Origin of the sequence: Magnetospirillum fulvum MGU-K5, from assembly GCF_000442515.1 — a bacterium.
Lineage (GTDB): Bacteria > Pseudomonadota > Alphaproteobacteria > Rhodospirillales > Magnetospirillaceae > Phaeospirillum > Phaeospirillum fulvum_B.
This window is the reverse complement of sequence record NZ_AQPH01000030.1, coordinates 1-25,555: the sequence shown is the minus strand read 5'-3', so window position 1 is coordinate 25,555 and position 25,555 is coordinate 1. Positions and strand designations below refer to the sequence as shown.

At 64.2% G+C, this 25,555-nt stretch carries 27 protein-coding genes and 1 riboswitch; of the genes, 12 read left to right on the top strand and 15 right to left on the bottom strand.

Annotation, left to right across the window (positions count from 1 at the left end; genetic code table 11):
• Window positions 1-23 precede the first annotated feature (23 nt).
• The 5 genes from K678_RS09220 to pyrF all read left to right on the top strand — a co-directional run bounded on the left by K678_RS09220 (window position 24) and on the right by pyrF (window position 2,946).
• Window positions 24-1,025 carry an NAD(P)H-dependent glycerol-3-phosphate dehydrogenase gene (locus tag K678_RS09220; RefSeq protein ID WP_021132190.1) on the top strand — a complete coding sequence of 334 codons (1,002 nt, stop codon included), beginning with the start codon at window positions 24-26 and terminating at the stop codon, window positions 1,023-1,025.
• A 2-nt stretch (window positions 1,026-1,027) separates the two neighbouring features.
• On the top strand, window positions 1,028-1,522 hold the full coding sequence (locus K678_RS09215) for a hypothetical protein (RefSeq protein WP_021132189.1): 495 nt from the start codon (window positions 1,028-1,030) through the stop codon (window positions 1,520-1,522).
• A gap of 94 nt (window positions 1,523-1,616) precedes the next feature.
• Window positions 1,617-1,910, top strand: a complete 294-nt coding sequence (gene ihfB / locus K678_RS09210) for an integration host factor subunit beta (protein WP_021132188.1) — start codon at window positions 1,617-1,619, stop codon at window positions 1,908-1,910.
• Window positions 1,907-2,206: a lipopolysaccharide assembly protein LapA domain-containing protein gene (locus K678_RS09205; RefSeq protein WP_021132187.1), complete on the top strand. Its 300-nt coding sequence runs from the start codon at window positions 1,907-1,909 to the stop codon at window positions 2,204-2,206. Before ihfB ends, K678_RS09205 begins: the two co-directional genes overlap by 4 nt.
• Window positions 2,207-2,232: 26 nt before the next feature.
• The gene (gene pyrF, locus K678_RS09200) at window positions 2,233-2,946 is read left to right on the top strand and encodes an orotidine-5'-phosphate decarboxylase (protein ID WP_021132186.1); all 714 of its coding nucleotides are present in this window, start codon (window positions 2,233-2,235) and stop codon (window positions 2,944-2,946) included.
• Between the two features lie 465 nt (window positions 2,947-3,411).
• On the opposite strand, the gene K678_RS09195 is transcribed toward pyrF, so the two are convergent.
• The 7 genes from K678_RS09195 to K678_RS09165 all read right to left on the bottom strand — a co-directional run bounded on the left by K678_RS09195 (window position 3,412) and on the right by K678_RS09165 (window position 8,582).
• Window positions 3,412-3,948 carry a F0F1 ATP synthase subunit B family protein gene (locus tag K678_RS09195; protein WP_021132185.1) on the bottom strand — a complete coding sequence of 179 codons (537 nt, stop codon included), beginning with the start codon at window positions 3,946-3,948 and terminating at the stop codon, window positions 3,412-3,414.
• A complete protein-coding gene (locus K678_RS09190; protein WP_021132184.1) occupies window positions 3,945-4,439 on the bottom strand; it encodes a F0F1 ATP synthase subunit B family protein in 495 nt (164 codons plus the stop codon). Before K678_RS09190 ends, K678_RS09195 begins: the two co-directional genes overlap by 4 nt.
• 121 nt (window positions 4,440-4,560) lie before the next feature.
• Window positions 4,561-4,785, bottom strand: a complete 225-nt coding sequence (locus K678_RS09185) for an ATP synthase subunit C (protein ID WP_002730311.1) — start codon at window positions 4,783-4,785, stop codon at window positions 4,561-4,563.
• A gap of 54 nt (window positions 4,786-4,839) precedes the next feature.
• Window positions 4,840-5,583 (bottom strand): F0F1 ATP synthase subunit A, encoded by a 744-nt coding sequence (locus K678_RS09180; protein WP_021132183.1) that lies wholly within the window; start codon window positions 5,581-5,583, stop codon window positions 4,840-4,842.
• Window positions 5,584-5,595: 12 nt separating this feature from the next.
• The gene (locus K678_RS09175; protein WP_021132182.1) at window positions 5,596-5,949 is read right to left on the bottom strand and encodes an AtpZ/AtpI family protein; all 354 of its coding nucleotides are present in this window, start codon (window positions 5,947-5,949) and stop codon (window positions 5,596-5,598) included.
• 271 nt (window positions 5,950-6,220) lie between these two features.
• Window positions 6,221-6,913, bottom strand: a complete 693-nt coding sequence (locus tag K678_RS09170) for a DUF2076 domain-containing protein (protein ID WP_021132181.1) — start codon at window positions 6,911-6,913, stop codon at window positions 6,221-6,223.
• Between the two features lie 82 nt (window positions 6,914-6,995).
• Entirely contained in the window at window positions 6,996-8,582 is a 1,587-nt protein-coding gene (locus K678_RS09165; protein ID WP_021132180.1) for a peptide chain release factor 3, read from the bottom strand.
• 61 nt (window positions 8,583-8,643) lie between these two features.
• On the opposite strand from K678_RS09165, the gene K678_RS09160 reads away from it, so the two are divergent.
• On the top strand, window positions 8,644-8,841 hold the full coding sequence (locus K678_RS09160) for a hypothetical protein (protein WP_039852638.1): 198 nt from the start codon (window positions 8,644-8,646) through the stop codon (window positions 8,839-8,841).
• Window positions 8,842-9,331: 490 nt separating this feature from the next.
• Here K678_RS09160 and ychF read toward each other — a convergent pair whose 3' ends face one another.
• From ychF to K678_RS09140, 4 genes are all read right to left on the bottom strand, one after another.
• Complete coding sequence (gene ychF, locus K678_RS09155) at window positions 9,332-10,435, bottom strand: redox-regulated ATPase YchF (protein WP_021132178.1); 1,104 nt, start codon at window positions 10,433-10,435, stop codon at window positions 9,332-9,334.
• Window positions 10,436-10,441: 6 nt separating this feature from the next.
• Complete coding sequence (gene pth / locus K678_RS09150; RefSeq protein WP_021132177.1) at window positions 10,442-11,158, bottom strand: aminoacyl-tRNA hydrolase; 717 nt, start codon at window positions 11,156-11,158, stop codon at window positions 10,442-10,444.
• Between the two features lies 1 nt (window position 11,159).
• On the bottom strand, window positions 11,160-11,786 hold the full coding sequence (locus tag K678_RS09145; protein WP_021132176.1) for a 50S ribosomal protein L25/general stress protein Ctc: 627 nt from the start codon (window positions 11,784-11,786) through the stop codon (window positions 11,160-11,162).
• 231 nt (window positions 11,787-12,017) lie between these two features.
• Window positions 12,018-12,716, bottom strand: a complete 699-nt coding sequence (locus K678_RS09140; protein WP_021132175.1) for a cytochrome b/b6 domain-containing protein — start codon at window positions 12,714-12,716, stop codon at window positions 12,018-12,020.
• Between the two features lie 154 nt (window positions 12,717-12,870).
• Between K678_RS09140 and K678_RS09135 the strand changes: the two genes are divergently transcribed.
• The 6 genes from K678_RS09135 (at window position 12,871) to K678_RS09110 (ending at window position 18,761) form a co-directional block, all read left to right on the top strand.
• Window positions 12,871-13,800 (top strand): LysM peptidoglycan-binding domain-containing protein, encoded by a 930-nt coding sequence (locus K678_RS09135; RefSeq protein WP_021132174.1) that lies wholly within the window; start codon window positions 12,871-12,873, stop codon window positions 13,798-13,800.
• A 143-nt stretch (window positions 13,801-13,943) separates the two neighbouring features.
• Window positions 13,944-14,813: a phosphatidylserine decarboxylase gene (locus K678_RS09130; protein WP_021132173.1), complete on the top strand. Its 870-nt coding sequence runs from the start codon at window positions 13,944-13,946 to the stop codon at window positions 14,811-14,813.
• The gene (gene pssA / locus K678_RS09125) at window positions 14,813-15,616 is read left to right on the top strand and encodes a CDP-diacylglycerol--serine O-phosphatidyltransferase (protein ID WP_021132172.1); all 804 of its coding nucleotides are present in this window, start codon (window positions 14,813-14,815) and stop codon (window positions 15,614-15,616) included. The genes K678_RS09130 and pssA overlap by 1 nt, the downstream gene beginning before the upstream one ends.
• A 229-nt stretch (window positions 15,617-15,845) precedes the next feature.
• Window positions 15,846-16,889: an OmpA family protein gene (locus K678_RS09120; protein WP_021132171.1), complete on the top strand. Its 1,044-nt coding sequence runs from the start codon at window positions 15,846-15,848 to the stop codon at window positions 16,887-16,889.
• Window positions 16,890-16,981: 92 nt separating this feature from the next.
• Window positions 16,982-17,515, top strand: coding sequence for an invasion associated locus B family protein (locus tag K678_RS09115; RefSeq protein WP_021132170.1), 534 nt, complete (start codon window positions 16,982-16,984; stop codon window positions 17,513-17,515).
• Between the two features lie 196 nt (window positions 17,516-17,711).
• On the top strand, window positions 17,712-18,761 hold the full coding sequence (locus K678_RS09110; RefSeq protein ID WP_021132169.1) for an OmpA family protein: 1,050 nt from the start codon (window positions 17,712-17,714) through the stop codon (window positions 18,759-18,761).
• 157 nt (window positions 18,762-18,918) lie between these two features.
• On the opposite strand, the gene thiC is transcribed toward K678_RS09110, so the two are convergent.
• The 4 genes from thiC to K678_RS18615 all read right to left on the bottom strand — a co-directional run bounded on the left by thiC (window position 18,919) and on the right by K678_RS18615 (window position 25,455).
• Complete coding sequence (thiC, locus tag K678_RS09105; RefSeq protein ID WP_021132168.1) at window positions 18,919-20,760, bottom strand: phosphomethylpyrimidine synthase ThiC; 1,842 nt, start codon at window positions 20,758-20,760, stop codon at window positions 18,919-18,921.
• A 52-nt stretch (window positions 20,761-20,812) separates the two neighbouring features.
• Window positions 20,813-20,926: riboswitch (TPP riboswitch) on the bottom strand.
• A gap of 84 nt (window positions 20,927-21,010) precedes the next feature.
• On the bottom strand, window positions 21,011-22,699 hold the full coding sequence (locus K678_RS09100) for a methyl-accepting chemotaxis protein (protein ID WP_021132167.1): 1,689 nt from the start codon (window positions 22,697-22,699) through the stop codon (window positions 21,011-21,013).
• Between the two features lie 177 nt (window positions 22,700-22,876).
• Window positions 22,877-24,541: a SpoIIE family protein phosphatase gene (locus tag K678_RS09095; RefSeq protein ID WP_021132166.1), complete on the bottom strand. Its 1,665-nt coding sequence runs from the start codon at window positions 24,539-24,541 to the stop codon at window positions 22,877-22,879.
• Window positions 24,542-24,966: 425 nt separating this feature from the next.
• On the bottom strand, window positions 24,967-25,455 hold the full coding sequence (locus K678_RS18615) for a hypothetical protein (RefSeq protein WP_155804508.1): 489 nt from the start codon (window positions 25,453-25,455) through the stop codon (window positions 24,967-24,969).
• Window positions 25,456-25,555: the final 100 nt, after the last annotated feature.

Sequence of the window (25,555 nt, the reverse complement as noted above, 5' to 3'; positions counted from 1 at the left end):
GGCTGTCGGGGGAGATCACGAGAATGGGCGGTTTCGAGCGGATCGGTGTCATGGGAGGCGGGGCCTGGGGGACGGCGCTGGCGTTGACGGCCCGCCGGGCCGGATTGTCGGTGACGCTGTGGGCGCGCGAACCCGAAGTGGTGGACTCGGTCAATACCCGCCGCACCAACGATCTGTTTCTGCCCGGCATCACCCTCGATCCCGGCATCCACGCCACCGCCGATCAGGCCGAAGCCGCCAGCGCCGATGCGGTGCTGCTGGTGACCCCGGCCCAGCATCTCCGCGCCGGATGTCGTGCCCTGGCCCCGTTCTGGCGGGCAGGCACCCCGGCGGTGATCTGTTCCAAGGGGATCGAACTGTCAACCTACGCCCTGATGGAGCGGGTGGTCAGCGAGGAATTGCCCGAGGCGACCGTCGCGGTGCTGTCCGGCCCGACCTTCGCGATCGAGGTGGCGCGCGGGCTACCCACCGCCGTGACCCTGGCCTGTGCCGATCCCGGCCTGGGGCAGGCGCTGGTCGAGGCGCTGGGCACCCCCAGCTTCCGCCCCTACCTGTCCGATGACCCGATCGGGGCCCAGATCGGCGGCGCGGTCAAGAACGTGCTGGCGATCGCCTGTGGCATCGTCGAAGGGCGCGGCCTGGGCGACAATGCCCGCGCCGCCCTGATCACCCGGGGACTGGCCGAGATGACCCGGCTGGCGATGGCCGAGGGCGGACGGCGCGAGACCCTGATGGGCCTGTCCGGTCTGGGCGATCTGATCCTGACCGCCTCTTCAACCCAATCGCGCAATTATTCCCTGGGCTTTGCCCTGGGGCAGGGGCAAACTTTGCAGCAGATTCTGGGCTGCCGCCATTCGGTCACCGAAGGGGTGCATTCCGCCGCCGCCGTCCTGGGCATGGCGGCAGCCGCCGGGATCGAGATGCCGATCTGTGCCGCGATCGACGCCGTGCTCAATCGCGGTGCTGATCTCGACGGAGCGATCCGGGCTCTGCTGGCCCGGCCATTCCGCAGCGAAGGAGTGTGACGATGAGGTTCGGCCCGGTCTCTCCGCTTCTGCTCGCCGTGGCATTGGCCGGATGCGCCGAACCGACCGACGGTCAGGTGACCGGAGCCGCCGCCGGGGCCGGATTGGGTGCCGGGATCGGCCGCGCCGCCGCGATCGGCACGCATTACCCCTGGGCCTTTGCCGGTACCGGCCTCGCCGCCGGCGCGGCAGTCGGCAGCGCGATCGGCGAGTATGTCGATCCGCCGCCAAGCCGGATGTGGGCTGCGGCAACGATTGAAGCCGCCGAAGCGGCCCGTCCCGGCGAGCCGGTGGCGTGGAGCCTGCGCGACCATCGCGGTCAGGTGACGATGATCGGCGCGGGCTGGACCGATGCCGGTGGCCGCGATTGCCGCACCCTGCGCCAGCAGGCCGAAGGCGATGACGGAGCCCCGCCCGCCTTTGTCCGCGACGTCGTCGCCTGCCGGGGCGGCGACGGGACCTGGGAAGTCGTCACTCCACCAGCAGGGGAAAAGTAAAAACCTTTGGGCCTCAATGACTTGACTTGACGGAATCAGGGGGCTCGGGCATGATTCACGACGATAGTCCGATTGAATGCGAGGACCTTGACCCATGACCAAGTCGGAGCTGATCGCCCGTTTGGCAGAACGCAATCCCCACCTGTATTTGCGGGATGTCGAACGCATCGTCACCACCATTTTCGACGAAATTGCCGATGCTTTGGCTCGGGGGGACCGGGTCGAGTTGCGCGGCTTTGGGGCTTTCTCGGTCAAGCGACGCGATCCCCGTCAGGGTCGTAATCCTCGCACCGGCGCGGCCGTCGCCGTCGAATCCAAAACCGTCCCGTTCTTCAAGACCGGCAAGCAATTGCGCGAACGCCTCAATGTCGGCGGGGACGGCGAATGAACCGTCTGTTCGGTTGGACCGTCGGAATTCCGCTGATCCTGTTGATCGCGGTGTTCGCCATTTCCAACCGGGCCGCCGTCCATCTCGAATTGTGGCCGCTGCCGCTTGAGCCGGTCGAATTGCCAGCCTTCCTGGCTGTTCTCCTCCCCCTCGTCATCGGATTGATCGGCGGCGTCACCCTGTCCTGGCTTACGGCCACCCCGACCCGCCGCCTCGCCCGCGATCAGGCCCGCCGGATCGAAAGCCTTGAACGCCAGCTTGGCGCGATCAAAGGCCGTCCCGACGGCGGCGGCTGAGCCCTCCCTTTCTTCTGAGTAAAGACATGACCGCCGCCAATCCCGTTTTCGTCGCCCTCGACACCACCGAGCCCGACTCCGCCGCCGCTTTGGCCCGCACCCTGACTGGTAAGGTCGGCGGTCTGAAGGTCGGACTGGAATATTTCACCGCCAATGGCCCGGCCGGTCTGACCGCAATCCAGGACTTTGGGTTGCCGCTGTTCATCGACCTCAAGCTGCACGACATTCCCAACACCGTCGCCGCCGCGATGCGCGCGGTGACCCGCCTCGGCGTTTCGATCACCACCCTGCACGCTTCGGGTGGGGCCGAGATGATCCGCGCCGCCGCCGATGCCGCCACCGAGACCGCTGCCAAATACGCTGTGATCCGGCCCAAGGTGATCGCGGTGACGATCCTGACCAGCCTTGATCAGGCCGCCGCCGAAGCGGTCGGTTTCTCTGGTGCGGTCAATGATCAGGTCCGCCGCCTCGCTCGTCTCGCCCAGGAAAACGGGGCCGACGGCATCGTCTGCTCGCCGCTGGAAATTGAAGCGGTGCGCGCCGAATGCGGCCCGGACTTCACCCTGGTCGTCCCCGGCATTCGCCCGGCCTGGAGCGAAACCGGCGATCAGAAGCGGTTCCTGACCCCGGCCGAAGCCCGCGAGCGTGGAGCCGACGTCCTGGTCATCGGTCGCCCGATCACCTCCGCCGCCGATCCCGCTATCGCGGCGGCGCGGATCCTCAGCGAACTCGGTCTGTAGCCAGCGGGGGCGGTTGTTCCGCCCCCTCTCCTATGGGGCTGCCGCCCCACACCCCGCTTGGAGGCATTCGCCTCCAAACCTCCCCTGGTTTCATCAAGATTTGGGCATGGGCCGCTGCCCCGGTTTTGGCCGGGCGCGCAGCGCCAAAGGCTCGCCGGTCCAGGGGCCGCAGGCCCCTGGCGGGGGTGGGCAGAGCCCACGCTCTAACCCCATTCCGGGGCTGCCGCCCCGCTCCCTGCTTGGAGGCTGTCGCCTCCAAACCTCCCCTGATGTCATCACGATTTGGGCATGGGCCGCTGCCCCGGTTTTGGCCGAGCGCGCAGCGCCAAAGGCTCGCCGGTCCAGGGGCCGCTGGCCCCTGGCGGGGGTGGGCAGAGCCCACATACCCCACGACGCGCACAAACAAATAGGGCGGCCCGTTGCGACGGACCGCCCTAAAAAATACCAGCCTGATGTCGGGTCGGCTTAGTGCAGCTTACCCGACAGAGAACCGATCGACTGATCGACCAGGGTGCCGCGCTGACCGGCCGACAGGGTCTCACCGATCACCTTGGTGGCGGCAGAGATCGCGATATCGACGGCGGCGTGCTGAACTTCCTTCAGCGCCTGGGCTTCGGCCTGGGCGATGCGGTCCAGCGCCATCTGCTCGCGCCGCTTCATCTGGACTTCCAGATCGCGGGCGGCCTGCTGGGCCAGACGCTCGGCTTCGGCCTTGGCGTGGGCGATGATTTCCTCGGCCTCACGCATCGCGTCCCGCTGCTTGCGCTGATAGGTCGCCAGCAGCTCCTGGGCCTCTTCGCGCAGGCGATGGGCTTCGTCGATCCGGCCTTTGATCTTGGCGGACCGGGCGTCGAGAGCGGCGGCGATGGCGCGGGCCACCGGACGCCACGCCAGACCGATCACCATCAGGAAGGCGACGTTCACCCAGAAATGGGCTTCGGTATAGAACGGACCGGCGTGAGCGGCGGCCTCGGTCGTCGCGGCATAAGCGGTGGAGATCATCGGCCCTGCTCCTCGAAAGCGGCGGTCACCGAAGCGTCCAGCTTGGCCTGATTGGCCGCTTTACCGACCAGACGCTCGACCACCGAAGCGGCAACGTCGGTGGCAACGGTGCGGACATTGGCCAGGGCCTGAGCCTTGGCGGCGGCGATCCGCTGTTCGCCGGACTTGATGAGGTCGGCAAGATGCGCGGCCTGGGCGCGGCTACGTTCGTCCGCCTCGCGGGCAAGACGGTCGGCAGCTTCGCGAATGACTTTCTGGGCCTGGGCCCGGGACTCGGCCAGCGCCTTTTCATAGGCGGCCACGGCGGCGTCGGCTTCGGCCTTCAGCTGCGCGGCTTTGTCGAGGTTGTCGTCGATCCTGCGCTGACGCTCGTCGAGAACGGCGCCAATCTTGGGCAGGGCCACCAGGGCCATCAACGCATAGAGCGCGATGAAGGTGAGCAACAGCCAGAATAGCTGCGGCGTGAACAATGCCGGGTCGAACTGGGGCATCCCGGAAGCTCCTGGAGAATGAGGGACGAGCGAGCTTTATTCTCCCCCCGAAGACGGGGTGGGCCGCGACCGGGAAGTTCCCGCGCGGCGCCGTTCCCGTCCTCCGAGGAGAACCGCCGTCCTACTTGAAGAGGATCATCAGCGAAATGACCAGGGCGAACAGCGCGATGGCTTCGGTCACCGCGAAGCCGATCCAGGCATAAAGCTCGACGTTAGACTTGGCCGACGGATTGCGGCCAACAGTGGCGATCAGCGACGACCAAACCGAGCCGACGCCAACACCCGAACCGATCACACCGATGGCGGCCAGACCAGCACCGATCACTTTCGCAGATTCGTAATCCATGTTCCTCAAGCTCCTTCAAGGACAGAAAATCAAGCCGCGGACCCGCCGCCGGCCTTAATGCATGTGGATGGCGTCGTGCAGGTAAATGCAGGTCAGCACGGTGAAGACATACGCCTGCAAGAGGGCGATACCGATTTCCAGTACCGTCACCGCCGACAGGAAGGCGAAGGGAAGAACGCCCGGCAGGATATACATCGAACCCAGGGTGACGACAAAGCCGCCCAGAATCTTCAGGATGATATGCCCGGCGGTCATGTTCGCGAACAGTCGGACCGACAGGCTGATCGGACGCGACAGGTACGAAATGATCTCAATCGGAACCAGAACGACGGCGGTCACCAGCGGCGCACCTTCCGGGAAGAACATCCGCAGGAAGTGGAAGCCGTGACGCCAAAAGCCGATCAGGGTCACACCGACAAACACCACCGCCGCCAGGGCGAAGGTGACGATGATATGGCTGGTGTAGGTGAAGCCGATCGCCGGGATCGGCAGCAAGCCCAGCACGTTGCCGAACAGCACGAACATGAACAGGGTGAAGATGAAGGGGAAATAGCGCCGCCCTTCCGACCCCACATTGTCGCGCAACATTCCGGCGATGAATTCGTAGAAGATTTCCGCCAGCGACTGCCAGCGGCCCGGAACCAGGGCGCGCGAGCGGACCGACAGCGTCAGGAACAGGGTGGACAGACAGACCGCCAGCACCATCATCGCCGCCGAATTCGTGAACGAGATGTCCACGCCCGCGACCTTGAGGGGAACCAACGGCAGGATCTTGAACTGTTCGATTGGATTAGCCACTGCACGCCTCTTTCAATGGTCCTGCGCCTGTCCGGCGCGCCGTTGCGCCTGGCCGAAACCGACCGTCTGATCCAGGCCGCGCATGACGCGGAGAACATTCATGACACCGGCCGCTCCTCCCAGGAAGAGAAACAGCAGCATCAACCAAGGGCCGGTTCTCAGCCACAGGTCGAGGACCCAGCCAAACCCCGTCCCCATCACCAGCCCGACAACAAGTTCGATGCCGATGCGAAAGCCAAGCCCCATACTGGTGGGGCCGCCCTTGCGCTCCGCCTCCCGTCCGGAATCTTCGTTTTCCCGCGCCCGCGCGCTGCGCAGACGGGATTCGAACTCCTCCAGGGACGGGGTCGTCTCGGGATCAGCCATGCCGTAGTCCTCGAAAAGCCCCCATTGGCCCGACGGTGCCAAAAGCGCGGGCACCATAAGGGGTAGGCCCACCCGTGTCAAGGCCGGAAACCAACCGGCCTAACTCCATGGAATAGAAGCCTTATTTCGTTTCGATTTGGTGACGGTAACCGGGAAAGCCGGGTGGGGAGGGGTGAGAGGCCCAACCCAAAGGGGTGGCGTACCGCCTTGGCCCCATCAAGGACGGACGCCCGTTGATCGGTTCCCCGTCAACGGGCGCCGGGTTCAAGGATCAGAACGCGCTGTCGTCGAAGCCGCTGTCGAACCCGCTATCGGCATAATCGCCGCCGTCATTGCCGCCGGTATCGGCGACCTGGGTGTCATAAGACACCGGAGCGGCCGCAGGGTCGGCGGCAGGGGGGACATGGGGCGCAGCGGCCGCCGCCGCGGCATGGCCGCCAAACATGTTGGACAGTCCCTCGGCCAGCATCACGCCGCCCGCAACACCGACGGCGGTTCCCGCCGCCGTGCGCAGGAAGCTGCCGCCCGCCGACGGCGCGCCGCCCCACGGGCTGGGCTGAGGCTGGGGATAGCCGGGCTGGCCATACGCAGGCTGACCGCCGCCGAAACCGGGCGGAGCATAGCCCGGCGCCGGAGCGGCGGGGGTCTGCGGCATCCGCGAGCGGCCCCACGGATTGAGGCCGGAGAACAGCCCACCACCCGCAGGCTGCGGCGCGGGCTGGGCGGCGCGGGACTGGGCTTCGGCCAACTGGCGCTGAAGCTCGGCGATGCGGGCCTCGGCCTCGTTGAGGGCCTGCTCCTGCACCACCACCGCCTGAACCAGCTGGTAGGGAGCGTCGGGAATCTGTCTGATCGAGGCGAGGATCAGCGCCTCGGCCTCGCTATCCTTGGGAGAGCCCGCCAGACGCGCCAAACGGTCAAAGACGCTCTGGATCAAGGATCGTTCCTGGGGGGTCATGGTCATTAGCCTTCCGGGGTTACGACAAATCGCCCACAATCTGGGGGGCGAATCGCCCCCCGTCCAGTGTCGTCGATGTTAAGTTCGGTTAATGCTGTTCGCGGGTCGCGGTAAAGCGGACGGTTTCGAAATCCTGCTGGGCGCGGGTCAATTGCCAAGAATTGCGGGCGAGATAGACCAGCCCGCCGTCGCGATCCTCGGCCATGTTGGATTTGTTGGAATCGATGAAGCGGCGCAACGTCGCGTCGTCATCGCAGGCGACCCAGCGGGCGGTGACGAACGGTGCTTCTTCGAACCCGGCCTTGATCGAATATTCGCTTTCGATCCGGGTGGTCAGCACGTCGAACTGCAACGGTCCGACCACACCGACGATCCAGGTCGAGCCGTCCTGGGGCTTGAACACCTGGCTGACGCCTTCCTCGGCCAGATCCTCCAACGCCTTCTTCAATTGCTTGGCCTTCATCGGATCATCGAGCCGAACCCGGCGCAGCACTTCGGGGGCAAAGGTCGGGATGCCGAGGAAGTTCAAATCCTCGGATTCAGACAAGGTATCGCCGATCCGCAACTGGCCGTGATTGGGAATGCCCATGATGTCGCCGGGGAACGCTTCCTCGGCCAGTTCACGGTCGCGGGCGAGGAAGAACACCGGGTTGACCAGAGCCATCGCCTTGCCGGTGCGGACGTGGCGCAGCTTCATCCCGCGCCGGAACGTGCCCGAGCAGATTCGGAAGAAGGCGATCCGGTCGCGGTGGTTGGGGTCCATGTTGGCCTGGACCTTGAAGACGAAGCCGGTGACCTTGGTCTCGTCGGGAGCAACGGTGCGGGTCGCGGCCTTGCGCGCCATCGGCGGCGGCGACAACCGGCCGACGCCGCGCAGCAATTCGGCGACACCGAAGGTCTTCAGCGCGCTGCCGAAGAACACCGGGGTCTGGTGACCGGCGCGGAACGCCTCGATATCGAATTCGGGGAACCCAGCGCGGACCAACTCGACCTCTTCGCGCAGCTTCTCCGCCGCCGCCTTGCCTACGGCGCGGTCGAGTTCGGGCGAATCCAGGGTGGCATCGAGACCGATTTCGGCGATGTGATCGCCGCGACCGGGATCGAACAGGATGACGCGATCGCGGGTCAGGTCGTAAACGCCCTTCAGATCGCGGCCCATCCCGATCGGCCACGTCACCGGCGAGACATCGAGCGCCAGCGTCTTCTCGATCTCGTCGAGCAGATCGAAAGTCTCGCGGCCTTCGCGGTCAACCTTGTTGATGAAGGTGACGATCGGCACGTCGCGCAGACGACAGACCTCGAACAGCTTGCGGGTCTGGGTTTCGATACCCTTGGCCGCATCCAGCACCATGATCGCCGAATCGACGGCGGTCAGGGTGCGGTAAGTGTCCTCGGAAAAGTCTTCGTGGCCAGGCGTGTCGAGCAGGTTGAAGGTCATCCCTTCATGCTCGAACGTCATCACCGAGGCCGACACCGAAATGCCGCGCTCTTTTTCGATCGCCATCCAGTCCGAACGGGTGCGGCGCTGTTCGCCGCGCGCACGCACGGCACCGGCCAGCTGGATCGCTCCGCCGAACAGCAGCAGCTTTTCCGTCAGCGTGGTCTTACCCGCATCGGGGTGGGAGATGATGGCGAAGGTGCGCCGAAGCGCGATATGGTCGGTCAGCGAGCTCATGGTGCTGGGTTTTCGTCGGAACCGGAGCGAGAATCAAGAAAATAGCAAAGGAGCCTTGTCGGTGCGTATCGACATCCCCCTCGATCTCGCCCAGCGCCTGTATACCGCCGCCCGCACTCTGGGCCGTAAACCCGAGGAATGCGCGCTCGACGCGATCCGAACCTTCGTCATCGATTGCGAGGACGCCGCCACCTTGCGCAGCCAGTTGGGCGGCAGCAGCGATTACGTCGTCCGCATCCAGGATTACGGCATCGATTGAGGACGGGGCGGACAAATCCCGCTGCGCGGCCGGGCAACCGCCCGGACCCGTTTCTTTTTATTTTAATGAGTTAGAAACAGCCGACCCGTCATGGCCGACCCCCGGGTCACGCCCGGGGGTGACGATCCCAAAACGCTAGATATCCGGAGGGTTCGGGAGGCTAATACCAAACTGCATTGAGTGGAACTCATGCAGTTTGGTTAGGCCCGAAGGGCTGCGCGCCTCGTGGCGCGAAGCCAAGCGGCCCGGATGGGCCGCGCCCGGCAAATGAGGGCCTGCACGGATCGGTCCGGTCCGTGCAGCTTGGTATAAGCCTCCCGATTGGGGGTGTGGGGGCAAACGCCCCCAACAGTCTAGAGCATCGTGCGTCAAATCTGACGCACGATGCGATTGCGGCCATTGCGGCCGTGGCCAAGCCACCGGAGGTGGCGCCCGGCGAGGGGGATATCTGAATCGTCTAAAGCGTGATGCAGATTGAATGCGTCATGCTTTAGACGTTGAAAAGGAAGTGGAAGATGTCGCCGTCCTGAACGACGTATTCCTTGCCCTCCAGCCGCATCTTGCCCGCTTCCTTCGATCCGGCCTCGCCACCGCAGGCGATGAAATCGTCATAGGCGACGGTTTCGGCGCGGATGAAGCCGCGTTCGAAATCGGTGTGGATCACCCCGGCGGCGTTGGGAGCCTTGGCCCCCTTCTGCACCGTCCAGGCGCGGGCTTCCTTGGGACCAACGGTGAAGAAGGTGACGAGGTGGAGCAACTCGTACCCGGCGCGGATCACCCGGGTCAGGCCGGTTTCGCCCAGCCCCAGGGTTTCGAGGAATTCGGCCCGCTCTTCGTCGGAACCGATCTGGGCGATTTCGGCTTCGATCGCGGCCGAGATCACGACGTGGCTGTTGCCCTCGGCGGCGGCAAAGGCGGCGACCTTGGCCGAGAAATCGTTGCCGGTGGCGGCGCTGGCCTCATCGACGTTGCAGACATAGAGGACCGGCTTAGTCGTCATCAGACCAAGGGTGCGGACGATCCGGCGCTGGTCCTCGTCGTCGAAGCGGACGGTGCGGGCGGGCTTGCCTTCCCGCAGGGCGGCCAACAGCGGAGCCATCACCTCGACCTGGGCCTTGGCTTCCTTGTCGTTGTTCTTCGCCTTCTTCTCGAGCGGGGTGAAGCGGCGTTCGAGCGAATCGAGATCGGCCAGCATCAACTCGGTCTCAATCGTCTCGGCATCGCGGACCGGATCGACATTGCCCTCGACATGGGTGATGTCGCCATCCTCGAAACAGCGCAGGACGTGGACGATCGCATCGACCTCGCGGATATTGGCGAGGAACTGGTTGCCCAGCCCTTCGCCCTTGCTGGCGCCACGCACCAGACCGGCGATATCGACGAATTCAAGCTGGGTCGGGATTTCCTTCTGGCTCTTGGCGATCACAACCAGTTGGTCAAGCCGGGGATCGGGCACGGCAACGCGGCCGACATTCGGCTCGATGGTGCAGAAGGGATAATTGGCCGCCTGAGCCGCCGCGGTCTGGGTCAGCGCGTTGAACAGGGTGCTCTTGCCGACGTTGGGCAGGCCGACGATGCCGCAATTGAAGCCCATGGGGGTCTAATCCTTCCTGAAGGGTTTGGTCATCGCCGCACGCAGCGCCTCGGCCAAGGCACCGCCAGAGGGCGGGGGCGGTTCGGAGGGAGGCGCGGCGGGCGCGGCTCCCGACGGGAGCGCCGGCGCGGGGGGCCGCACACTCTTGGGCTTCGGCGGCTGGGTCAGGACGCTGACACGGTTCATGAATCCGGCCTCGTCACCACTCAGCAGCAACGGAAAGGACTCGGCCACGGCGTCGAGCAGCGGCGGCAGCCAGCTTTCGTCGGCCTTGGCGAAATCGGACAGCACATAGCCCGCCACCCGATCCTTGTCGCCGGGATGGCCGATGCCGAGCCGGACCCGGCGATACTCCTTGCCGAGATGGGAATCGATGCTTTTGAGGCCGTTATGTCCCCCGGCCCCACCGCCGGTCTTGACCCGCAGCCGACCGGGCGGCAGATCGAGTTCGTCATGCAGCACGACGATATCGGACAGGGGAATCTTGAGGAAACGGGCCGCTGCGGCCACCGACTGGCCGGACAGATTCATGAAGGTGGCAGGCTTTAGCGCCAACACCTTCTCGCCGTTGATGCTTCCCTCGGCGGTCTCGCCCTGGAAGCGCGACCGCCAAGGTCCGAAGGAATGGCGGCGGGCCAGAAGGTCCGCCGCCATGAAGCCGATATTATGCCGATTCCTGGCGTAGTCCGGGCCGGGATTGCCCAGTCCCACCAGTAACAGCATGTCAGCCGGCAGCCGCCGGAGTGGCCGGAGCCGCTTCGCCCTCGGCCGCGGCCAGAGCAACGGTCGGCGCGGAGATCGAGATCACGGTGACCTCGGGCGACAGGTGGTAGGGCTTCACCCCGGCGGGGAGAGCGATGTCCTTCAGGTGGACCGAATGACCGATCTCAAGCGCCGAGATATCGACGGTCAGGCCGTGCGGGATCGCATCGGGGCTGCACACCAGCTCGATTTCGTGCAGCTCGATATTGACGACGCCGCCCTTCTTGACGCCCGGAGACTTCAGCTCGTTAGCGACGTGGACCGGCACCTTGACGTGGATGGCATGGTCGGCCGACACGCGCAGGAAATCGACGTGGACCGGCTGGTCCGAAACCGGGTGGAACTGGACGTCGCGGGCCAGGGCGCGCTCGCGGGTGCCGTTGCCGAGATCGATGTCGAACAGCTGGGTGTAGAAACCGGGCTTGTTCAGCTGGGCCCACAGAACGCGGGGATCGAACTGGACGAGGACGGCAGCCTGCTTTTCGCCGTAAATGACTCCGGGCACCTTACCGGAACGACGAACGGCACGGGCGGCCCCCTTTCCGCTCCGATCGCGCAATTCAGCGACGATAGAGATCGCATCAGACATGGATTTACTCCTGACAGGACAAAAGGCGCGGCCTCCAGGGGTGCCGCGCTTGAAAGGGGGTCGTTTACACCGTCCGACCTCGTTTTGGCAAGGAAAGATACCGGCCAAGCCTCGGCTTAAGCGACTGGCCGGTATCCGGCCGCCATTGCGGCGGCGGCCAAGGGCGCGGATGCGCCCGCCCGGCGAGGGACAATACAACCGGCCAAGTCATTGGCCGGTTGGTATGAAGGATCACCGCCCCCAGATCGCCAGCCCGCCATACACCAGCAACGCGGCCAGGATCAGCAGACCCAGGGCCTTTTGCCCGCTGGCGAACGGCTCCTTGGGCGCGCGGGCGGCGATGTCGGGAGACAAATCCGCCTCGCCACCGATCATCGGGGTGATCAGGTCTTCGTTCTTACCGAAGCGATAATAGAGAATCGCGGAAATGTGCAACCCGGCCAGACCGAGCAGGACCCAGCCGCCCAGCCGGTGCAGCGACGACAGCGACTTCACCGTCCCGCTCGACACCGCCCAGGCCAGTGGCCCGTCGGTGGCGATATCGTCGGTCGAGAACAGGCCGGTCCCGGTCTGGAGCAGCAAGAGCCCGATCAGGACGGTCACGCTCCAACCGCCCAGCGGATTATGGCCCAGTCCGGACCAGACCCCGGATTCCTTGCCCCGGCGCAGATAGGTGAACACCGTCCCCGGCCCACGGATAAAGCCGGAAAAGCGGGCGGTGGGGCTGCCGCCAAATCCCCAGGCCAGCCGGAACAGCAGCAGGGTGAGGATCAACGCCCCGGCGCTCAGATGAAGGCCAAGCTTGCCGTTATACCCGCTGATCCACAGCACGGCGAACAAAGCGGCCAACGACCAGTGGAACAGACGGACCGGCAAATCCCACACCCGGACGCGTTGGGTGGGACCGATGGAGAGATCGGCCTTGGACATCTCTGCACTCCTTCAATCGATGGCGGTAATATAAGGTAGTACCGCTCAGGGGGCTTTTCCAGTCAGGGAATGCCCGTGCGCGTCGCATGACCGTGACAGCGGGGTGTCGACCTGATAGGCTTTGCCCCGTTCTGTCATAGCCTTCGAGGCTCCTTTGACCCGACCAACCCTCGTCGCCTTCTTTGGACTTGCCGTCGCGATCGTCGCCGCCCTGCTCGCCTTCGAGCACGAGCGCGAAGAGGTCGCGCCCACGGCATCCATCCCGGCGGCCGCTCCCGCCAGCGCGCCGATCCCCGACGCCCGACGCCCCAGCTTCGACGTCGTCCGCATCGGTACCGAGGGTAATTCGGTGATTGCCGGGCGCGCCCAGCCGGGGGCACAGGTCATCATTCTCGACGGCGACACCGAATTGGGGCGGGTCACCGCCGATCCGCGGGGCGAATGGGTGTTCGTTCCGGCCGAAGCCTTACCGCCGGGCAGCCGTGAATTGCGGCTGAGGGCGGTCAACCCCGACGGCGAGGTTCTGGAATCCGGAAACCCGGTGGTGCTGGTGGTGCCCGAACGCGGTGCCGGACCGGCGCTGGTACTGAAAAGCGCGCCGACCGGCGGCACCTTGTTGTTGCAAGGGCCGGGCGGGCTGAGCGACGGCGCGTTATCGCTCGATCTGGTCGATCACGACGATAAGGGCCGCCTGTTCGTGTCGGGCAAGGCCCCGGCGGGCAGCCGGGTTCACGTCTATCTTGATGACGGCTTCCTGGGCCGCGCCGAGGCCGATGCCGACGGCAACTGGCGCATCGCCGGAGCGAAGCCGGGCGGCGACAGCCACCGGCTGCGGGTGGATCTGGTCGATCCCAAGGGCAAGGTGCTGGCCCGGATCGAAACCCCCTGGACCCCGGGTGCGCCGCTGGCCCGTCCCGGCGCGGGCGAAGTGGTGGTTTCGGCGGGAACGTCGCTGTGGCGGATCGCGCGGCGCGTCTATGGCGAAGGGACCGCCTATACGTCGATCTTCACCGCCAATCGCGACCGCATCCGCAATCCCGACCTGATTTATCCAGGGCAGGTTTTTACTCTTCCCCAACGATGAAATTGCAATCTCTGCCGGACCCGAGCGGGGGGAATAACCCTGATATTCGGACTGCTTTCGGGGTGAAAAGGCCCGGGTGCGGCGGTATACAAAGTCAATGTCCCGGCCGTATTGAGGCCGGGCCCATGATCCGGAGGGTGTAAATGCAGACCCAGGACTTTTCTACCCTGACAAAGAAGTATCTCTCATTCCCCATCAACCGCGCGGGCTGGCCCTTCATCGCCGCCGCTGCGGTGGCCGCGTACATTCTCGGCCACATCTGGGGCTTTTTGGGCTGGCTCGGTTTCTTCGCCACCTTGTGGACGGTCTGGTTCTTCCGAGACCCCCAGCGTGTCACCCCCACCCGTGACGGCCTGATCGTCGGCGCCGCCGATGGCACCGTCAGCGCGGTCGACAGCGCCGTTCCCCCGGCCGAACTGGGCCTGGGCACCGCGCCGCTGCCGCGCATCACCGTCCTGCGCAGCCTGGCCTCGGTCCAGATCGCCCGCGTCCCCACCGACGCCACCGTGTCGAAGGCCGTGTTCACCGAAGGCCAGTTCCATCTGGTGTCCCTGCCCGAGGCCGAGGCCGAGAACACCCGCGCCGCCTATGTGTTCGACCGGGCCAATGGGGCCAAGGTCGCGGTGGTGCAGTATGCCGGTGCGATCGCCCGTGACGTCGCGTTCGACCTGACCGAGGGTCAGAAGGTCGTCGCCGGTGAACGTTTCGGCGTGCTGCGCTTCAACGTCGAGCCGATCAAGCAGCTGGGCGACAAGCTCTATCGCCGCTTCTTCAAGGGCGAGAAAGACGCGCTGTGCGACGGCACCACGGCCTGCAACCTGAAATGCTGCCTGAACGGCAAGAACGGGCTTTCCTCGCTGCATCTGCGCAGCCATCACCTCAGCCGCATCGACCTCTACCTGCCCGCCGGAACCACCACCCTGGTTGCCGCCGGTCAGTCGATCGTCGCCGGTGAAACCGTGGTGGCCGATCTCGCCTCGACCGAGGCCGCGCGTCCGTTCGAGACCCGCTGATGATCTTCCGTCGCAAGCGCCAGCCCCGCATCCCCGGTCTTTCGGTAAAGCGGCTGATACCCAACGTGATGACGTTGCTGGCGCTTTGCGCCGGGTTGACTTCGATCCGGTTCGCGGTTCACGGCCTGTGGCGGGAGGCGGTTATCGCCACCGTTCTGGCCGCGATCCTCGACGGGCTGGACGGGCGGGTCGCCCGGTTGCTCCACGGCACCTCGAAATTCGGAGCCGAACTCGATTCGCTGTCGGATTTCGTCAGCTTCGGGGTCGCTCCGGCGATGGTGCTGTATTTCTGGACGATGCGTGACGCTGGTGGCTTCGGCTGGGCGTTGGTGTTGCTGTTCTCGGTCTGCTGCGCCCTGCGGCTGGCCCGCTTCAACACGATGATCGGCGAACCCGATCTGCCGCCTTATGCATCGAACTTCTTCACCGGCGTCCCGGCCCCGGCCGCCGCCGGACTGGTGCTGTTGCCGCTGATCCTGACCATCCAGTTCGGGTCGGGCTTCTTCGACAAGCCGATCATCGTCGCGATCTTCCTGTTGGGCGTTTCGTTCCTGATGGTCAGCCAGCTCCCCACCTTCTCGTTCAAGAAGGTGCGGATTCCCCACAAATGGGTGCTGCCGATCCTGCTGTTCGTCGGACTGGCGGCGGCGTTTCTGGTCACCGAGCCGTGGCTGACCCTGTCGGTGATGGGGTGTCTGTATCTGGCCACCATTCCGATGGCCCTCAGCTCGCTTCACCGACTGAAAGCGCAGGCCGAAACCGCAGCACTGACCCCAGACTCGGATAGTCCGGCCGGGTCCTGATCCCGGCGCGACAGCCCCGAACTCCACAACATTACGGATCCCATACCCTGCCGCGATTGTCGCGACAGGGTATGGGTACTTTCCGCACACTGTGGCTTATTAGCAACGCTCGCGAAGGAAGCGCGGCGACACACGGCGGTATCCTTGCCGCCCGCCCTCTCAGCGCGATATAAGAACACGCAATAGCCGTCCGCGTAGCGGCATCATCATTACGGGAAGGTTACCCCACATGCGAAACCTTAAGATTCTGCTCGCCGCTGCGGCGGTCGCTGCGACGATGCCCACCTTGGCCCATGCTCAGTGGTATGTCGGCGTCGACGCCGGTGCCAGCCTTCTTGAGGAAAACAAGCTGAAGGCCCTCGACGGCAAGCACAAGGCCGAGTCGGACATCGGTTGGCTGACCCAGGGTCAGGTTGGTTATGCGTTCGGCCCGTGGAAGGTCGAAGGCGAACTGAGCTACCGTGACAACGGCCTCAACAAGATTGATGGCAACAAGTCGGCGCACGGCAACACCACCGCCCTGGCGACGATGGCCAACGGCATCTACGAATTCCTGCCCGACTCGAAGTGGCATCCCTTCGTCGGTGTCGGTATCGGTGCCGCCAACGTCGATGCGGGCAAGGTTCGCGTCGGCAACACCGAAATCTACAAGGGTGACGACTGGCAGTTCGCCTATCAGGGCTTTGCCGGTGTCGGTTACGACGTGACCCGCAATGTCGAGCTGAAGGCGCAGTATCGCTACTTCGCCACCCTCGATTACGACACCAAGTCGAGCGTCAACGTCGGCCACAAGAACGACAACGAATACCGCGACCACGCGCTGCTCGTTGGCTTCACCTACAAGTTCAACGCCCCGGCCCCCGCTCCGGTTCCGGTCCAGGCTGCTCCGGCTCCGGTTGCCGCTCCGGCCCCGGCCCCGGTTCCCGCCAAGCCGGTCGCGGCGAAGCGTAACTTCATCGTGTTCTTCGACTTCGACAAGGCCGTGATCACCCCGGAAGCCGCTCGCATCATCCAGCAGGCCGCCGGTACCGCCAAGAGCACCGCCGTCACCCGCATCGACCTGACCGGCCACACCGATCTGTCGGGCAGCGAGCGTTACAACCAGGCTCTGTCGATCAAGCGCGGTAACGCCGTGAAGGCCGAACTGGTGAAGCTCGGCATCCCGGCGTCGCAGATCGACGTCGTCGGCAAGGGCAAGTCCGATCCGCTGGTCGCCACTCCCGATGGCGTCCGCGAGCCGCAGAACCGTCGCGTCGAGATCGTCCTCCCGTAATTGGGGTCGGCACGACAGTCACGAGAGGGCCCCGCCGCGAGGCTGGGCCCTTTTCGATTCTTGTTCCGGTATCAGTTGATCACGAGGATTCCATGACGTTCCGCCTTGCCGCCGCCGCCCTGGCTGCCCTTTTCGCCCTTCAAAGCCCGGCCGTCGCCGCCAACGCAGCCGCCGCCGATACCACCAAGCGACTGGGAAAATTCGGAGTTTGGGAATCCTTCACCTATGGCGACGGTGCCGCCAAAACCTGCTACCTCGCCGCCGCCGCCGATAAGGTCGTCGGGGGGGAAAAGGGAAAGACCACCACCTACCTGATCGTCACCCACCGCCCCGGCTCGAAGGGCCAGGACGAGATCAGCCTGAACGGGGCCTATGGCTTCAAAAAGGACTCCGACGCCGAGCTTCAGATCGGTGCGATGAAGTACACCCTGTTCACCCGCGGCGACCGCGCCTGGGCTCGCGACGCCACCACCGACAAGGCGATCATCGCCTCGATGCGCAAGGGCAAGGACGCCACCTTGCGCGCCAGCCCGGCCAAAGGGGCCGACCTCACCGCCACCATCGGTCTTGGTGGATTCGGAGACGCCCTGACCGCCGCCGACAAGGCCTGCGGGATCAAACGCTAATCGAGGTCGTGGGCTCTGCCCACACCCGCCAGGAGCCAGCGGCTCCTGGACCTGCGATTCTCTCTCAGAGCCATATCTGACCGGGGCATTGCCCCGCTTCTTCCTTGAGACGCGGCTCAAGGCTGTATCCCGCGAGATCAGATCACGCCACAGCCCTCCGCGCATCAAAACCCGTAATGCGAGAAAATTATCCACAATGAAAAACCTTAAAACTCTGCTCGCCGCGGCTGCGGTCGCTGCGACGATGCCCACCTTGGCCCATGCTCAGTGGTATGTCGGCGTCGACACCGGTGCCAGCCTTCTTGAGGACAGCCGGATAAGGGCCATGGGTGAGACCGGCAAAAATACGTCGGACATCGGCTGGTTGGCCCAGGGTCAGGTCGGTTACGCGTTCGGCCCGTGGAAAGTCGAAGGCGAACTGAGCTATCGCGACAACTCGCTGAACAAAATGGACACGGCCAATGGCAGCATTGAGCTGAATGGCCACACTGCCGTCCTGGCGACGATGGCCAACGGTATCTATGAATTCCTGCCCGATTCGCGTTGGCATCCGTTCGTCGGTGCCGGTGTCGGCGTCGCCAACATCAATGCGGATAAGATCAAGATCTATGGCGATAAAATCTATAAAGGCAATGATTGGCAGTTCGCCTATCAGGGCTTTGCCGGTGTCGGGTACGACGTCAGCCGCAATGTCGAGCTGAAGGCGCAGTATCGCTACTTCGCCACCCTCGAATACAACACCCGGGTCATCGATAACGGCATCAATCTCGACAACGAATACCACGACCACGCCCTGCTGGTCGGCTTCACCTACAAGTTCAACGCCCCGGCCCCCGCTCCGGTTCCGGTCCAGGCTGCTCCGGCTCCGGTTGCCGCTCCGGCCCCGGCCCCGGTTGCCGCCAAGCCGGTCGCGGCGAAGCGTAACTTCATCGTGTTCTTCGACTTCGACAAGGCCGTGATCACCCCGGAAGCCGCTCGCATCATCCAGCAGGCCGCCGGTACCGCCAAGAGCACCGCGATCACCCGCATCGACCTGACCGGCCACACCGATCTGTCGGGCAGCGAACGTTACAACCAGGCTCTGTCGATCAAGCGCGGTAACGCCGTGAAGGCCGAACTGGTGAAGCTCGGCATCCCGGCTGCTCAGATCGACGTCGTCGGCAAGGGCAAGTCCGACCCGCTGGTCGCCACCCCCGATGGTGTCCGTGAGCCGCAGAACCGTCGTGTCGAGGTCCTTCTCCCGTAATTGGGGTCGGCACGACACGGTTTGGTTCGATCCAAGACACAATAAAAGCGGGGCATTGCCCCGCTTTTTCTTTGGAAACCAAGCCGATGCGGGTCAAGGGGCCGCTGGCCCCTTGCGGGTGTGGGCGGTGCCCACATCCCTTCTCCCGCGTTTCGGCTTACTCCGCCGCCGGTTTTTCGGTTTTGTAGATCTCTCCGCCCTCGGCGAGGAATTTCTCGCTCATGCTGTCCATTCCGGCCACCGCCTCCGCCTCGGCGTTGGCGGCGTCGCGGACTTCCTGGCTGATCTTCATCGAGCAGAATTTCGGACCGCACATCGAGCAGAAATGGGCCAGCTTGGCCCCTTCGGCGGGCAGGTGCTGGTCGTGGAAGTCCTGAGCCTTTTCCGGATCGAGCGAGAGGTGGAACTGATCCTTCCAGCGGAATTCGAAACGGGCGCGGGACAGTGCATCGTCACGCAGCCGGGCGGCGGGATGTCCCTTGGCCAGATCGGCGGCATGGGCGGCCAGCTTGTAGGTGACGACACCTTCGCGGACGTCCTGGCGGTCGGGCAGCCCCAGATGCTCCTTCGGGGTGACGTAGCACAGCATCGCGGTGCCGAACCAACCGATCATCGCCGCGCCGATCGCGCTGGTGATGTGGTCATAGCCGGGGGCAATGTCGGTCACCAGCGGCCCGAGGGTGTAGAACGGCGCTTCGCCGCACAGAGCCAGCTGCTTTTCGACATTGACCTTGATCTTGTGCATCGGCACGTGACCGGGGCCTTCGATCATCACCTGGGCATCAAGCGCCCAGGCGCGGTGGGTCAGTTCACCCAGCGTTTCCAGTTCGGCGAACTGGGCGGCGTCGTTCCCATCGGCGATCGAGCCGGGACGCAAACCGTCGCCCAGCGAAATGCCGACGTCATAGGCGGTCAGCAGTTCGCACAGCTCATCGAAATGGGTGTAGAGGAAGTTCTCGCGGTGGTGAGCCAGACACCACTTCGCCATGATCGAGCCGCCCCGGCTGACGATCCCGGTGACCCGCTTTGCGGTCAGCGGAATGTGGGCGAGACGCAGCCCGGCATGAACGGTAACGTAATCGACGCCCTGTTCAGCCTGTTCGATCAGGGTATCGCGGAAGATTTCCCAGGTCAGGTCTTCGGCCTTGCCATCGACCTTTTCCAACGCCTGATAGATCGGCACCGTCCCGATCGGCACCGGGCTGTTGCGGATGATCCATTCGCGGGTGGCGTGGATGTGCCGTCCGGTCGACAGATCCATCACGGTGTCGGCACCCCAGCGGATCGCCCACACCATCTTCTCGACCTCTTCCTCGACCGAGGACGCGACGGCGGAATTGCCGATATTGGCGTTGATCTTGGTCAGGAAGTTACGACCGATAATCATCGGCTCGGCTTCGGGATGGTTGAGGTTGGCGGGCAGGATGGCCCGGCCGCGCGCGATTTCGGAACGGACGAATTCGGGCGTGATGACGTCCGGAATCTCGGCCCCAAAGGATTCGCCGTCGCGCGGCCCGTTGGCGATCGCGTCGGCCCGGCGCAGGTTTTCGCGGATCGCGACATATTCCATTTCGGGGGTGACGATCCCGGCGCGGGCATAGGCAAGCTGGGTCGGGCGGCATCCCGGCTTGGCCCGCAGCGGCAGACGGCCGCCGCGATCGAACACGGGCACCCCGATCGTCTCGCCCGGCTTCAAGCCGTCATCCTCGGGGCGGTGGGGACGGCCGGGATAGGTCTCGACATCGCCGCGTTCGGCGATCCAGGCGGCGCGCAGCGGCGGCAGGCCACGGGTGATATCGACGCTGACCGCCGGATCGGTATAAGGCCCGGAACAGTCATACAGCCGGACCGGCGGTTCCGCCGCGCTGGAGGCCAGATCGATCTCGCGCATCGCGACCCGCAGGTCGGCGCGCGATCCCTCGACATGGATCTTCCGCGATCCCGGCAGGGGGCCGGTGGTGACCCGGGGAGAGACCGGGGGAGCAGCTTGGTCGGACATCCTCGCCTCTTTCCTGTAACGGATGTTGCGGATCGAGCGGCGAAGTGGGGAGGATGGCGGTAATTCCGATCCCTTCGCCGGCATGACCCGGATCAGGTTCCAAGGGTCGCCGACGCGTCTGCCGGCCTCTCAGCCTCCATGCGCGGAGGCTCCCCTTCGGTCTGTCAGGCAAGAGTGCGGGCGGGGCCGGGCGAAAGTCAAGCCCGGCGCACACCCTGGGGGTTTCCCCCCGCCTCCACGTCCGATCGGATCAGGCGCGGATACCCTCCAGGAAGCGGGCCACCGCCTGCTTCAGTACCGCGGAATCCCCGGCCAACTGCCCGGCTTGCTCCCGCACCTCCTGAGCCGATTGACCGGCCTTGGAAACGGCGGAGGCAACCCGGCCAACCGTCTGGGTGACGATCCCGGTGCCGGTCGCCGCCTGCTGGGTGTTGCGGCTGATTTCCTGGGTCGCGGCGCCTTGCTGCTCGACCGCCGAAGCGATCGCCGCGCCGATCCGGCTGATTTCCTCGATCGTGCTGGCGATCCCGCTGATCGCATCAACCGCTTCGCGGGTTGCGCCCTGCACGCCCGACACCTGCTGGGCAATTTCATCGGTGGCGCGGCCGGTCTGATTGGCAAGGTGTTTGACCTCGCCCGCGACGACGGCAAAGCCCTTGCCCGCATCGCCCGCCCGCGCCGCCTCGATAGTGGCGTTCAGGGCGAGAAGATTGGTCTGCGCCGCGATATCGTTGATCAGATTGACGACGTCGCCAATCTTTTGCGCCGCCTCGGACAGGCCACGCACGATGGTATCGGTGTGGCGGGCGGCATCGACGGCGGCATTCGAAATCGCCGCCGATTGATTGACCTGACGCGATATTTCGGTGATCGAGGAGCTGAGTTCCTCGGTCGCGGCGGCAACGGTCTGAACGTTGGCCGACGCTTCTTCCGTCGCCGCGGCGACGGTGTCGGACTGGCGTGCGGCGTCGTCGGTGACCGCCGCCATGCTTTCGGCGGTGGTGCTCAATTGCCCCGCCGCATTCGACACATCGTCCACCACCCGGTTGACCGAGCGCTCGAACTCCTCGGCCAGCGACAGCAGCAGGGCGTGGCGGGCGGCCTCGGCCTGACGCTGGGAATCCGCGTTGGCCTCGGTCAGGCGGCGCACCTCGATGGCATTGTCCTTGAACACCTGCACCGCCGCCTGCATTTCGCCAATTTCGGCCCCCTGATCCCGCGAAATTTCAAAGGAGTGGTCCCCCCCGGCCAGACGCCGCATTTCGCTGGTCAGCGTCCGCAGCGGCCGGGCAATGGCGCGACCGATCAGCGCGGCGAGCAGGACCAGCAGCGCCAGTTCCGCCAACGCCCGCGCCCCTTCGCGCAGGGTCAGAGCCTGCTCCGTCGCGGCGATATCGTCGGTATAGACGCCGGTGCCGATGGCCCAGCCCCATTCAGGGATTCCCTTAACGAAGGACAGCTTGGGTTCCGGCGTGCTCGACCCCGCCTTGGGCCAGCGATATTCGACCGAGCCTTCGCCCTTCTCGCGGACGACTTTGACCGTCTCGGCGATGAAGGCGACTCCATTGACGTCCTTGAGGCCAAGCAGATTCTTGCCGACCAGCCCGTCATTGGACGGTTGCAGTTGCACCACCCCGTCGAGGCTGACGATGAAGACGTATTCATTCCCGGCATAGCGCAGATCGTGGATGGCCGCCTTGGCCGCGTCCTGCGCCGCCTCGGTGGTCATCTCCCCCTTCGCGGCGCGGGCGGCAAAGCTGGCAGCGATCGAATGGGCCGCCTCGACCGCAGTCTTGACCCGGTCGAGCCGGGCGCTGTGTATCATTTCGGAATATTGCCGCAGACTGCCGACCAGATCGAACAACGTGATAATGACGGCAACTACTACGATTAGACCAAGCCGGACGTAGATCGGCATCCGACGCAATTCGATAGCCATAACCCGAAATCCCCCAGCGCCTTATAAATTTGATTGATAATTTACCCCTGCGACCTCCCTACCACACTTCTCTACTTTTGTAATCGCCGATGTCTGACGTCATCAAACATTAGACGTGGAGAATGTTTAATCTGGGAAATACTCGCAATTTTATACAAATACGATGGATCGCTCTGCTTAGCCGTTAGAGGGACGTGGCCGGAAGGCGACGAAGGTCATGTCGTCGCGTCGCGGTTGCTCGCCCCGCCACGCATCGAGTTCAGCCAGCAGATAATCCTTCTGCTCCTCCAACGGACGGTCGCCGCAGCGGGTCAGCGCGTCCTGCAACCGTTGCCGGCCGAACAGACGGCGGGTGGGGCCGCCGATCTGGTCGGTGACGCCGTCGGTGTAAAGATAGAAGGTGCTGCCCGGCACGATCTCGACGACATGATTGGTAAAAGCGATCACCGGCCGGGTCTCGCGATAGCCCAGGCTGCGGCGGTCGCCCCGGATCGAGCGGATCTCGCCATTTTCCCAGATCGTCAGCGGCAGATTGGCCCCGGCAAAGGACAAACGGCTGCTTCCGGCATCGAGGACGCAAATCGCCGCGTCGAGACCGTCGTCGGCGGGACCGTCGTCGCGATCCTGGCGCAGGGCGGTACGGACCAGACCGTCGAGCAGGCCGAGGATGGTGGCGGGATCGTCATGACCGTGGTGATGCAGGATGCGAGCGAGGATTGACGATACCACGGCGGTCATGAAGGCACCGGGAACGCCATGGCCGGTGCAATCCATCACCGCGATCACCGCTTTGTCACCGAAGCGGCCGATCCAGTAATAATCGCCACCGACGATGTCGAACGGCCGCCAGCCGATCACGATCTCATCGACCAGCCCTTCGAGTGCGGCGGAATCCGGCAACAAAGCGGTCTGAATCCGGCTGGCATAGCGGATGCCGTCGGAAATGAAGCGGTTGGCTTTTTCCAGTTCGGCATTGGCTCGCTCGACCCCCTGCTTCTCGCGCTCCAGTTCGGCGGTCCGCTCGACCACCCGGGTCTCAAGATCGCGGGCCAGCGCGGCCAGTTCGGCTTCGGCGGCGTCGCGCTGGTCCAATCCGCTTTGCGAGGCCGACAACAAGGCATTGACCGTCTCGCCCAGCCGCCCCAATTCATCGTTGCGGTGGCGGCGGGGCAACTCGATCGGAAAGGCCCCAGGGCGGGCCGGATCGACCCGGGCAATCGAGCCGATGATCCGCAACAGCGGCTGGGTAATCAGCCAGTAGAACACCGCGACCACCAGCAGGCACAAAACGATGGTGCGGGCGGCCCCGGCGGCGGCATTGCTGGCGATATGGCCGAGATAGCGGTTGAGCAGGCGACCGGGATCGAGCCTGAGGTCAAGCCGCCCGACCTCGGACATCGCCCCGCCGTTTCCGTTGCGCAGCCCCACCGAATGGGGGACCAGATCACCGAACAGGGTTTTGGCCAGATCGGGAAACGCCACCGGCTCGGGCGGACGGACGTTCTGGGCCAACACCCCGCCGAAATTATCGGTGAGGCGAATTTCCGCCGCCAGCGGATCAAGCGCCAGACCATCGACGACCTCGCGCGCCAGATCGCCGTTCAGCATGAAGGCGGCTTCGGCGGCCATGCCGCGCACCAGAGCCATGTTGGCGGCAACGCCGGACGAGACGTCGGCGCGCAGGCGGCGGTAATCCGACACCATGTCCCAGGCCCCGGTTACCGCTCCCAATCCCAGGGCGATCACCAGGGTCGCCACCGCTTGTTTGAACGACAGACCGCGCCAGACCGCGACAGGGCGGCGATGAACGGGAGGGGGGGTGTAAGACTCAGTCACCGGCATGATCCCGCTTCAGAAACGATGGCAAGACCCATGATAAACCGGGCGGCGGCGCTGTCACGCCCCAAGCTGCGAATTCATCGGCATTAATGGGCTCTGCCCAAACCCGCCAAGGGCACAGCCCTTGGAACCAATTCCATAATCTTGAATATGGTCAATATCCTGCGTTCAAGGGAGCGCCAATATGTTGATAAGTGTCACATCAAGCGTGACTTTTTGATGATCCTTGAATAGGATTAAATAATATTACCCCCTCGCGACGGGCAAATATCATGCATAGCGAAATTTATGTTCAGCCCAAAAAGCCTCCTCCTGTAACAAAGGGCAATATCCGCACAAATCCAACAATTGCTTTTGACAACAAACCAAAGCCCCCACCGCCGAAGCCCCCAGCTAAGCCAAGTGGAAAATAATTTCCATTTCTCCACCTAAAGCACGGCAACCAAAACTCCTGCGATAGGTGCCGCCACTGTTAGGAATAGAGAAAGCCTAATCCAAACAGCATTTCGCGCAAGGGTGGCATTGTTTTCCTTAATAAAGGCATTGTATATTTCCGCCTGATGTCCAAGCTGGATATTAATTTTAACTCCGAAGTCATCATCATACCACATCTCCGGGCAGTTCCCCGGTGGACGAAATGGCACAGGCCGCGCGGCGTAGATCGCGCAACACAGGGCAATCATCATGATTGTCCCCGAAACTGTTGCTGCATACACAATATCAAAATTTGGACTAGAACTTAAAAATGCAGCTAACCCAGCGGCTGTTATTGCCGTCAAAATCGTTGCAATCGCCCCTGACACAGTAACTGCACGCTGGTCAGCAGCGATACTCAGCTGAACTTGAGCCGAAATGTAAAGCTCCGCTTCTCGTAGAATTTCTCTAACGGTATCTTCCCGAGCAACTCTCCAATCCATGGCACCACCATAAGATATAATTTAGACGGCAAAAAACACATTTTAGATTAAATACTGGCGACAACTTTACCATCTTTAGGGTCCAGGGACGAGTCCCTGG

Excerpts from the sequence above, each read along its gene's own strand:
- K678_RS09220 (WP_021132190.1), top strand. The coding sequence starts at position 24 with ATGGGCGGTTTCGAGCGGATCGGTGTCATGGGAGGCGGGGCCTGGGGG.
- K678_RS09215 (WP_021132189.1), top strand. The coding sequence starts at position 1,028 with ATGAGGTTCGGCCCGGTCTCTCCGCTTCTGCTCGCCGTGGCATTGGCC.
- ihfB (WP_021132188.1), top strand. The coding sequence starts at position 1,617 with ATGACCAAGTCGGAGCTGATCGCCCGTTTGGCAGAACGCAATCCCCAC.
- K678_RS09205 (WP_021132187.1), top strand. The coding sequence starts at position 1,907 with ATGAACCGTCTGTTCGGTTGGACCGTCGGAATTCCGCTGATCCTGTTG.
- pyrF (WP_021132186.1), top strand. The coding sequence starts at position 2,233 with ATGACCGCCGCCAATCCCGTTTTCGTCGCCCTCGACACCACCGAGCCC.
- K678_RS09195 (WP_021132185.1), bottom strand. The coding sequence starts at position 3,948 with ATGATCTCCACCGCTTATGCCGCGACGACCGAGGCCGCCGCTCACGCC.
- K678_RS09190 (WP_021132184.1), bottom strand. The coding sequence starts at position 4,439 with ATGCCCCAGTTCGACCCGGCATTGTTCACGCCGCAGCTATTCTGGCTG.
- K678_RS09185 (WP_002730311.1), bottom strand. The coding sequence starts at position 4,785 with ATGGATTACGAATCTGCGAAAGTGATCGGTGCTGGTCTGGCCGCCATC.
- K678_RS09175 (WP_021132182.1), bottom strand. The coding sequence starts at position 5,949 with ATGGCTGATCCCGAGACGACCCCGTCCCTGGAGGAGTTCGAATCCCGT.
- K678_RS09170 (WP_021132181.1), bottom strand. The coding sequence starts at position 6,913 with ATGACCATGACCCCCCAGGAACGATCCTTGATCCAGAGCGTCTTTGAC.
- K678_RS09165 (WP_021132180.1), bottom strand. The coding sequence starts at position 8,582 with ATGAGCTCGCTGACCGACCATATCGCGCTTCGGCGCACCTTCGCCATC.
- ychF (WP_021132178.1), bottom strand. The coding sequence starts at position 10,435 with ATGGGCTTCAATTGCGGCATCGTCGGCCTGCCCAACGTCGGCAAGAGC.
- pth (WP_021132177.1), bottom strand. The coding sequence starts at position 11,158 with ATGCTGTTACTGGTGGGACTGGGCAATCCCGGCCCGGACTACGCCAGG.
- K678_RS09145 (WP_021132176.1), bottom strand. The coding sequence starts at position 11,786 with ATGTCTGATGCGATCTCTATCGTCGCTGAATTGCGCGATCGGAGCGGA.
- K678_RS09140 (WP_021132175.1), bottom strand. The coding sequence starts at position 12,716 with ATGTCCAAGGCCGATCTCTCCATCGGTCCCACCCAACGCGTCCGGGTG.
- K678_RS09130 (WP_021132173.1), top strand. The coding sequence starts at position 13,944 with ATGCAGACCCAGGACTTTTCTACCCTGACAAAGAAGTATCTCTCATTC.
- pssA (WP_021132172.1), top strand. The coding sequence starts at position 14,813 with ATGATCTTCCGTCGCAAGCGCCAGCCCCGCATCCCCGGTCTTTCGGTA.
- K678_RS09120 (WP_021132171.1), top strand. The coding sequence starts at position 15,846 with ATGCGAAACCTTAAGATTCTGCTCGCCGCTGCGGCGGTCGCTGCGACG.
- K678_RS09115 (WP_021132170.1), top strand. The coding sequence starts at position 16,982 with ATGACGTTCCGCCTTGCCGCCGCCGCCCTGGCTGCCCTTTTCGCCCTT.
- K678_RS09110 (WP_021132169.1), top strand. The coding sequence starts at position 17,712 with ATGAAAAACCTTAAAACTCTGCTCGCCGCGGCTGCGGTCGCTGCGACG.
- thiC (WP_021132168.1), bottom strand. The coding sequence starts at position 20,760 with ATGTCCGACCAAGCTGCTCCCCCGGTCTCTCCCCGGGTCACCACCGGC.
- K678_RS09100 (WP_021132167.1), bottom strand. The coding sequence starts at position 22,699 with ATGGCTATCGAATTGCGTCGGATGCCGATCTACGTCCGGCTTGGTCTA.
- K678_RS09095 (WP_021132166.1), bottom strand. The coding sequence starts at position 24,541 with ATGCCGGTGACTGAGTCTTACACCCCCCCTCCCGTTCATCGCCGCCCT.
- K678_RS18615 (WP_155804508.1), bottom strand. The coding sequence starts at position 25,455 with ATGGATTGGAGAGTTGCTCGGGAAGATACCGTTAGAGAAATTCTACGA.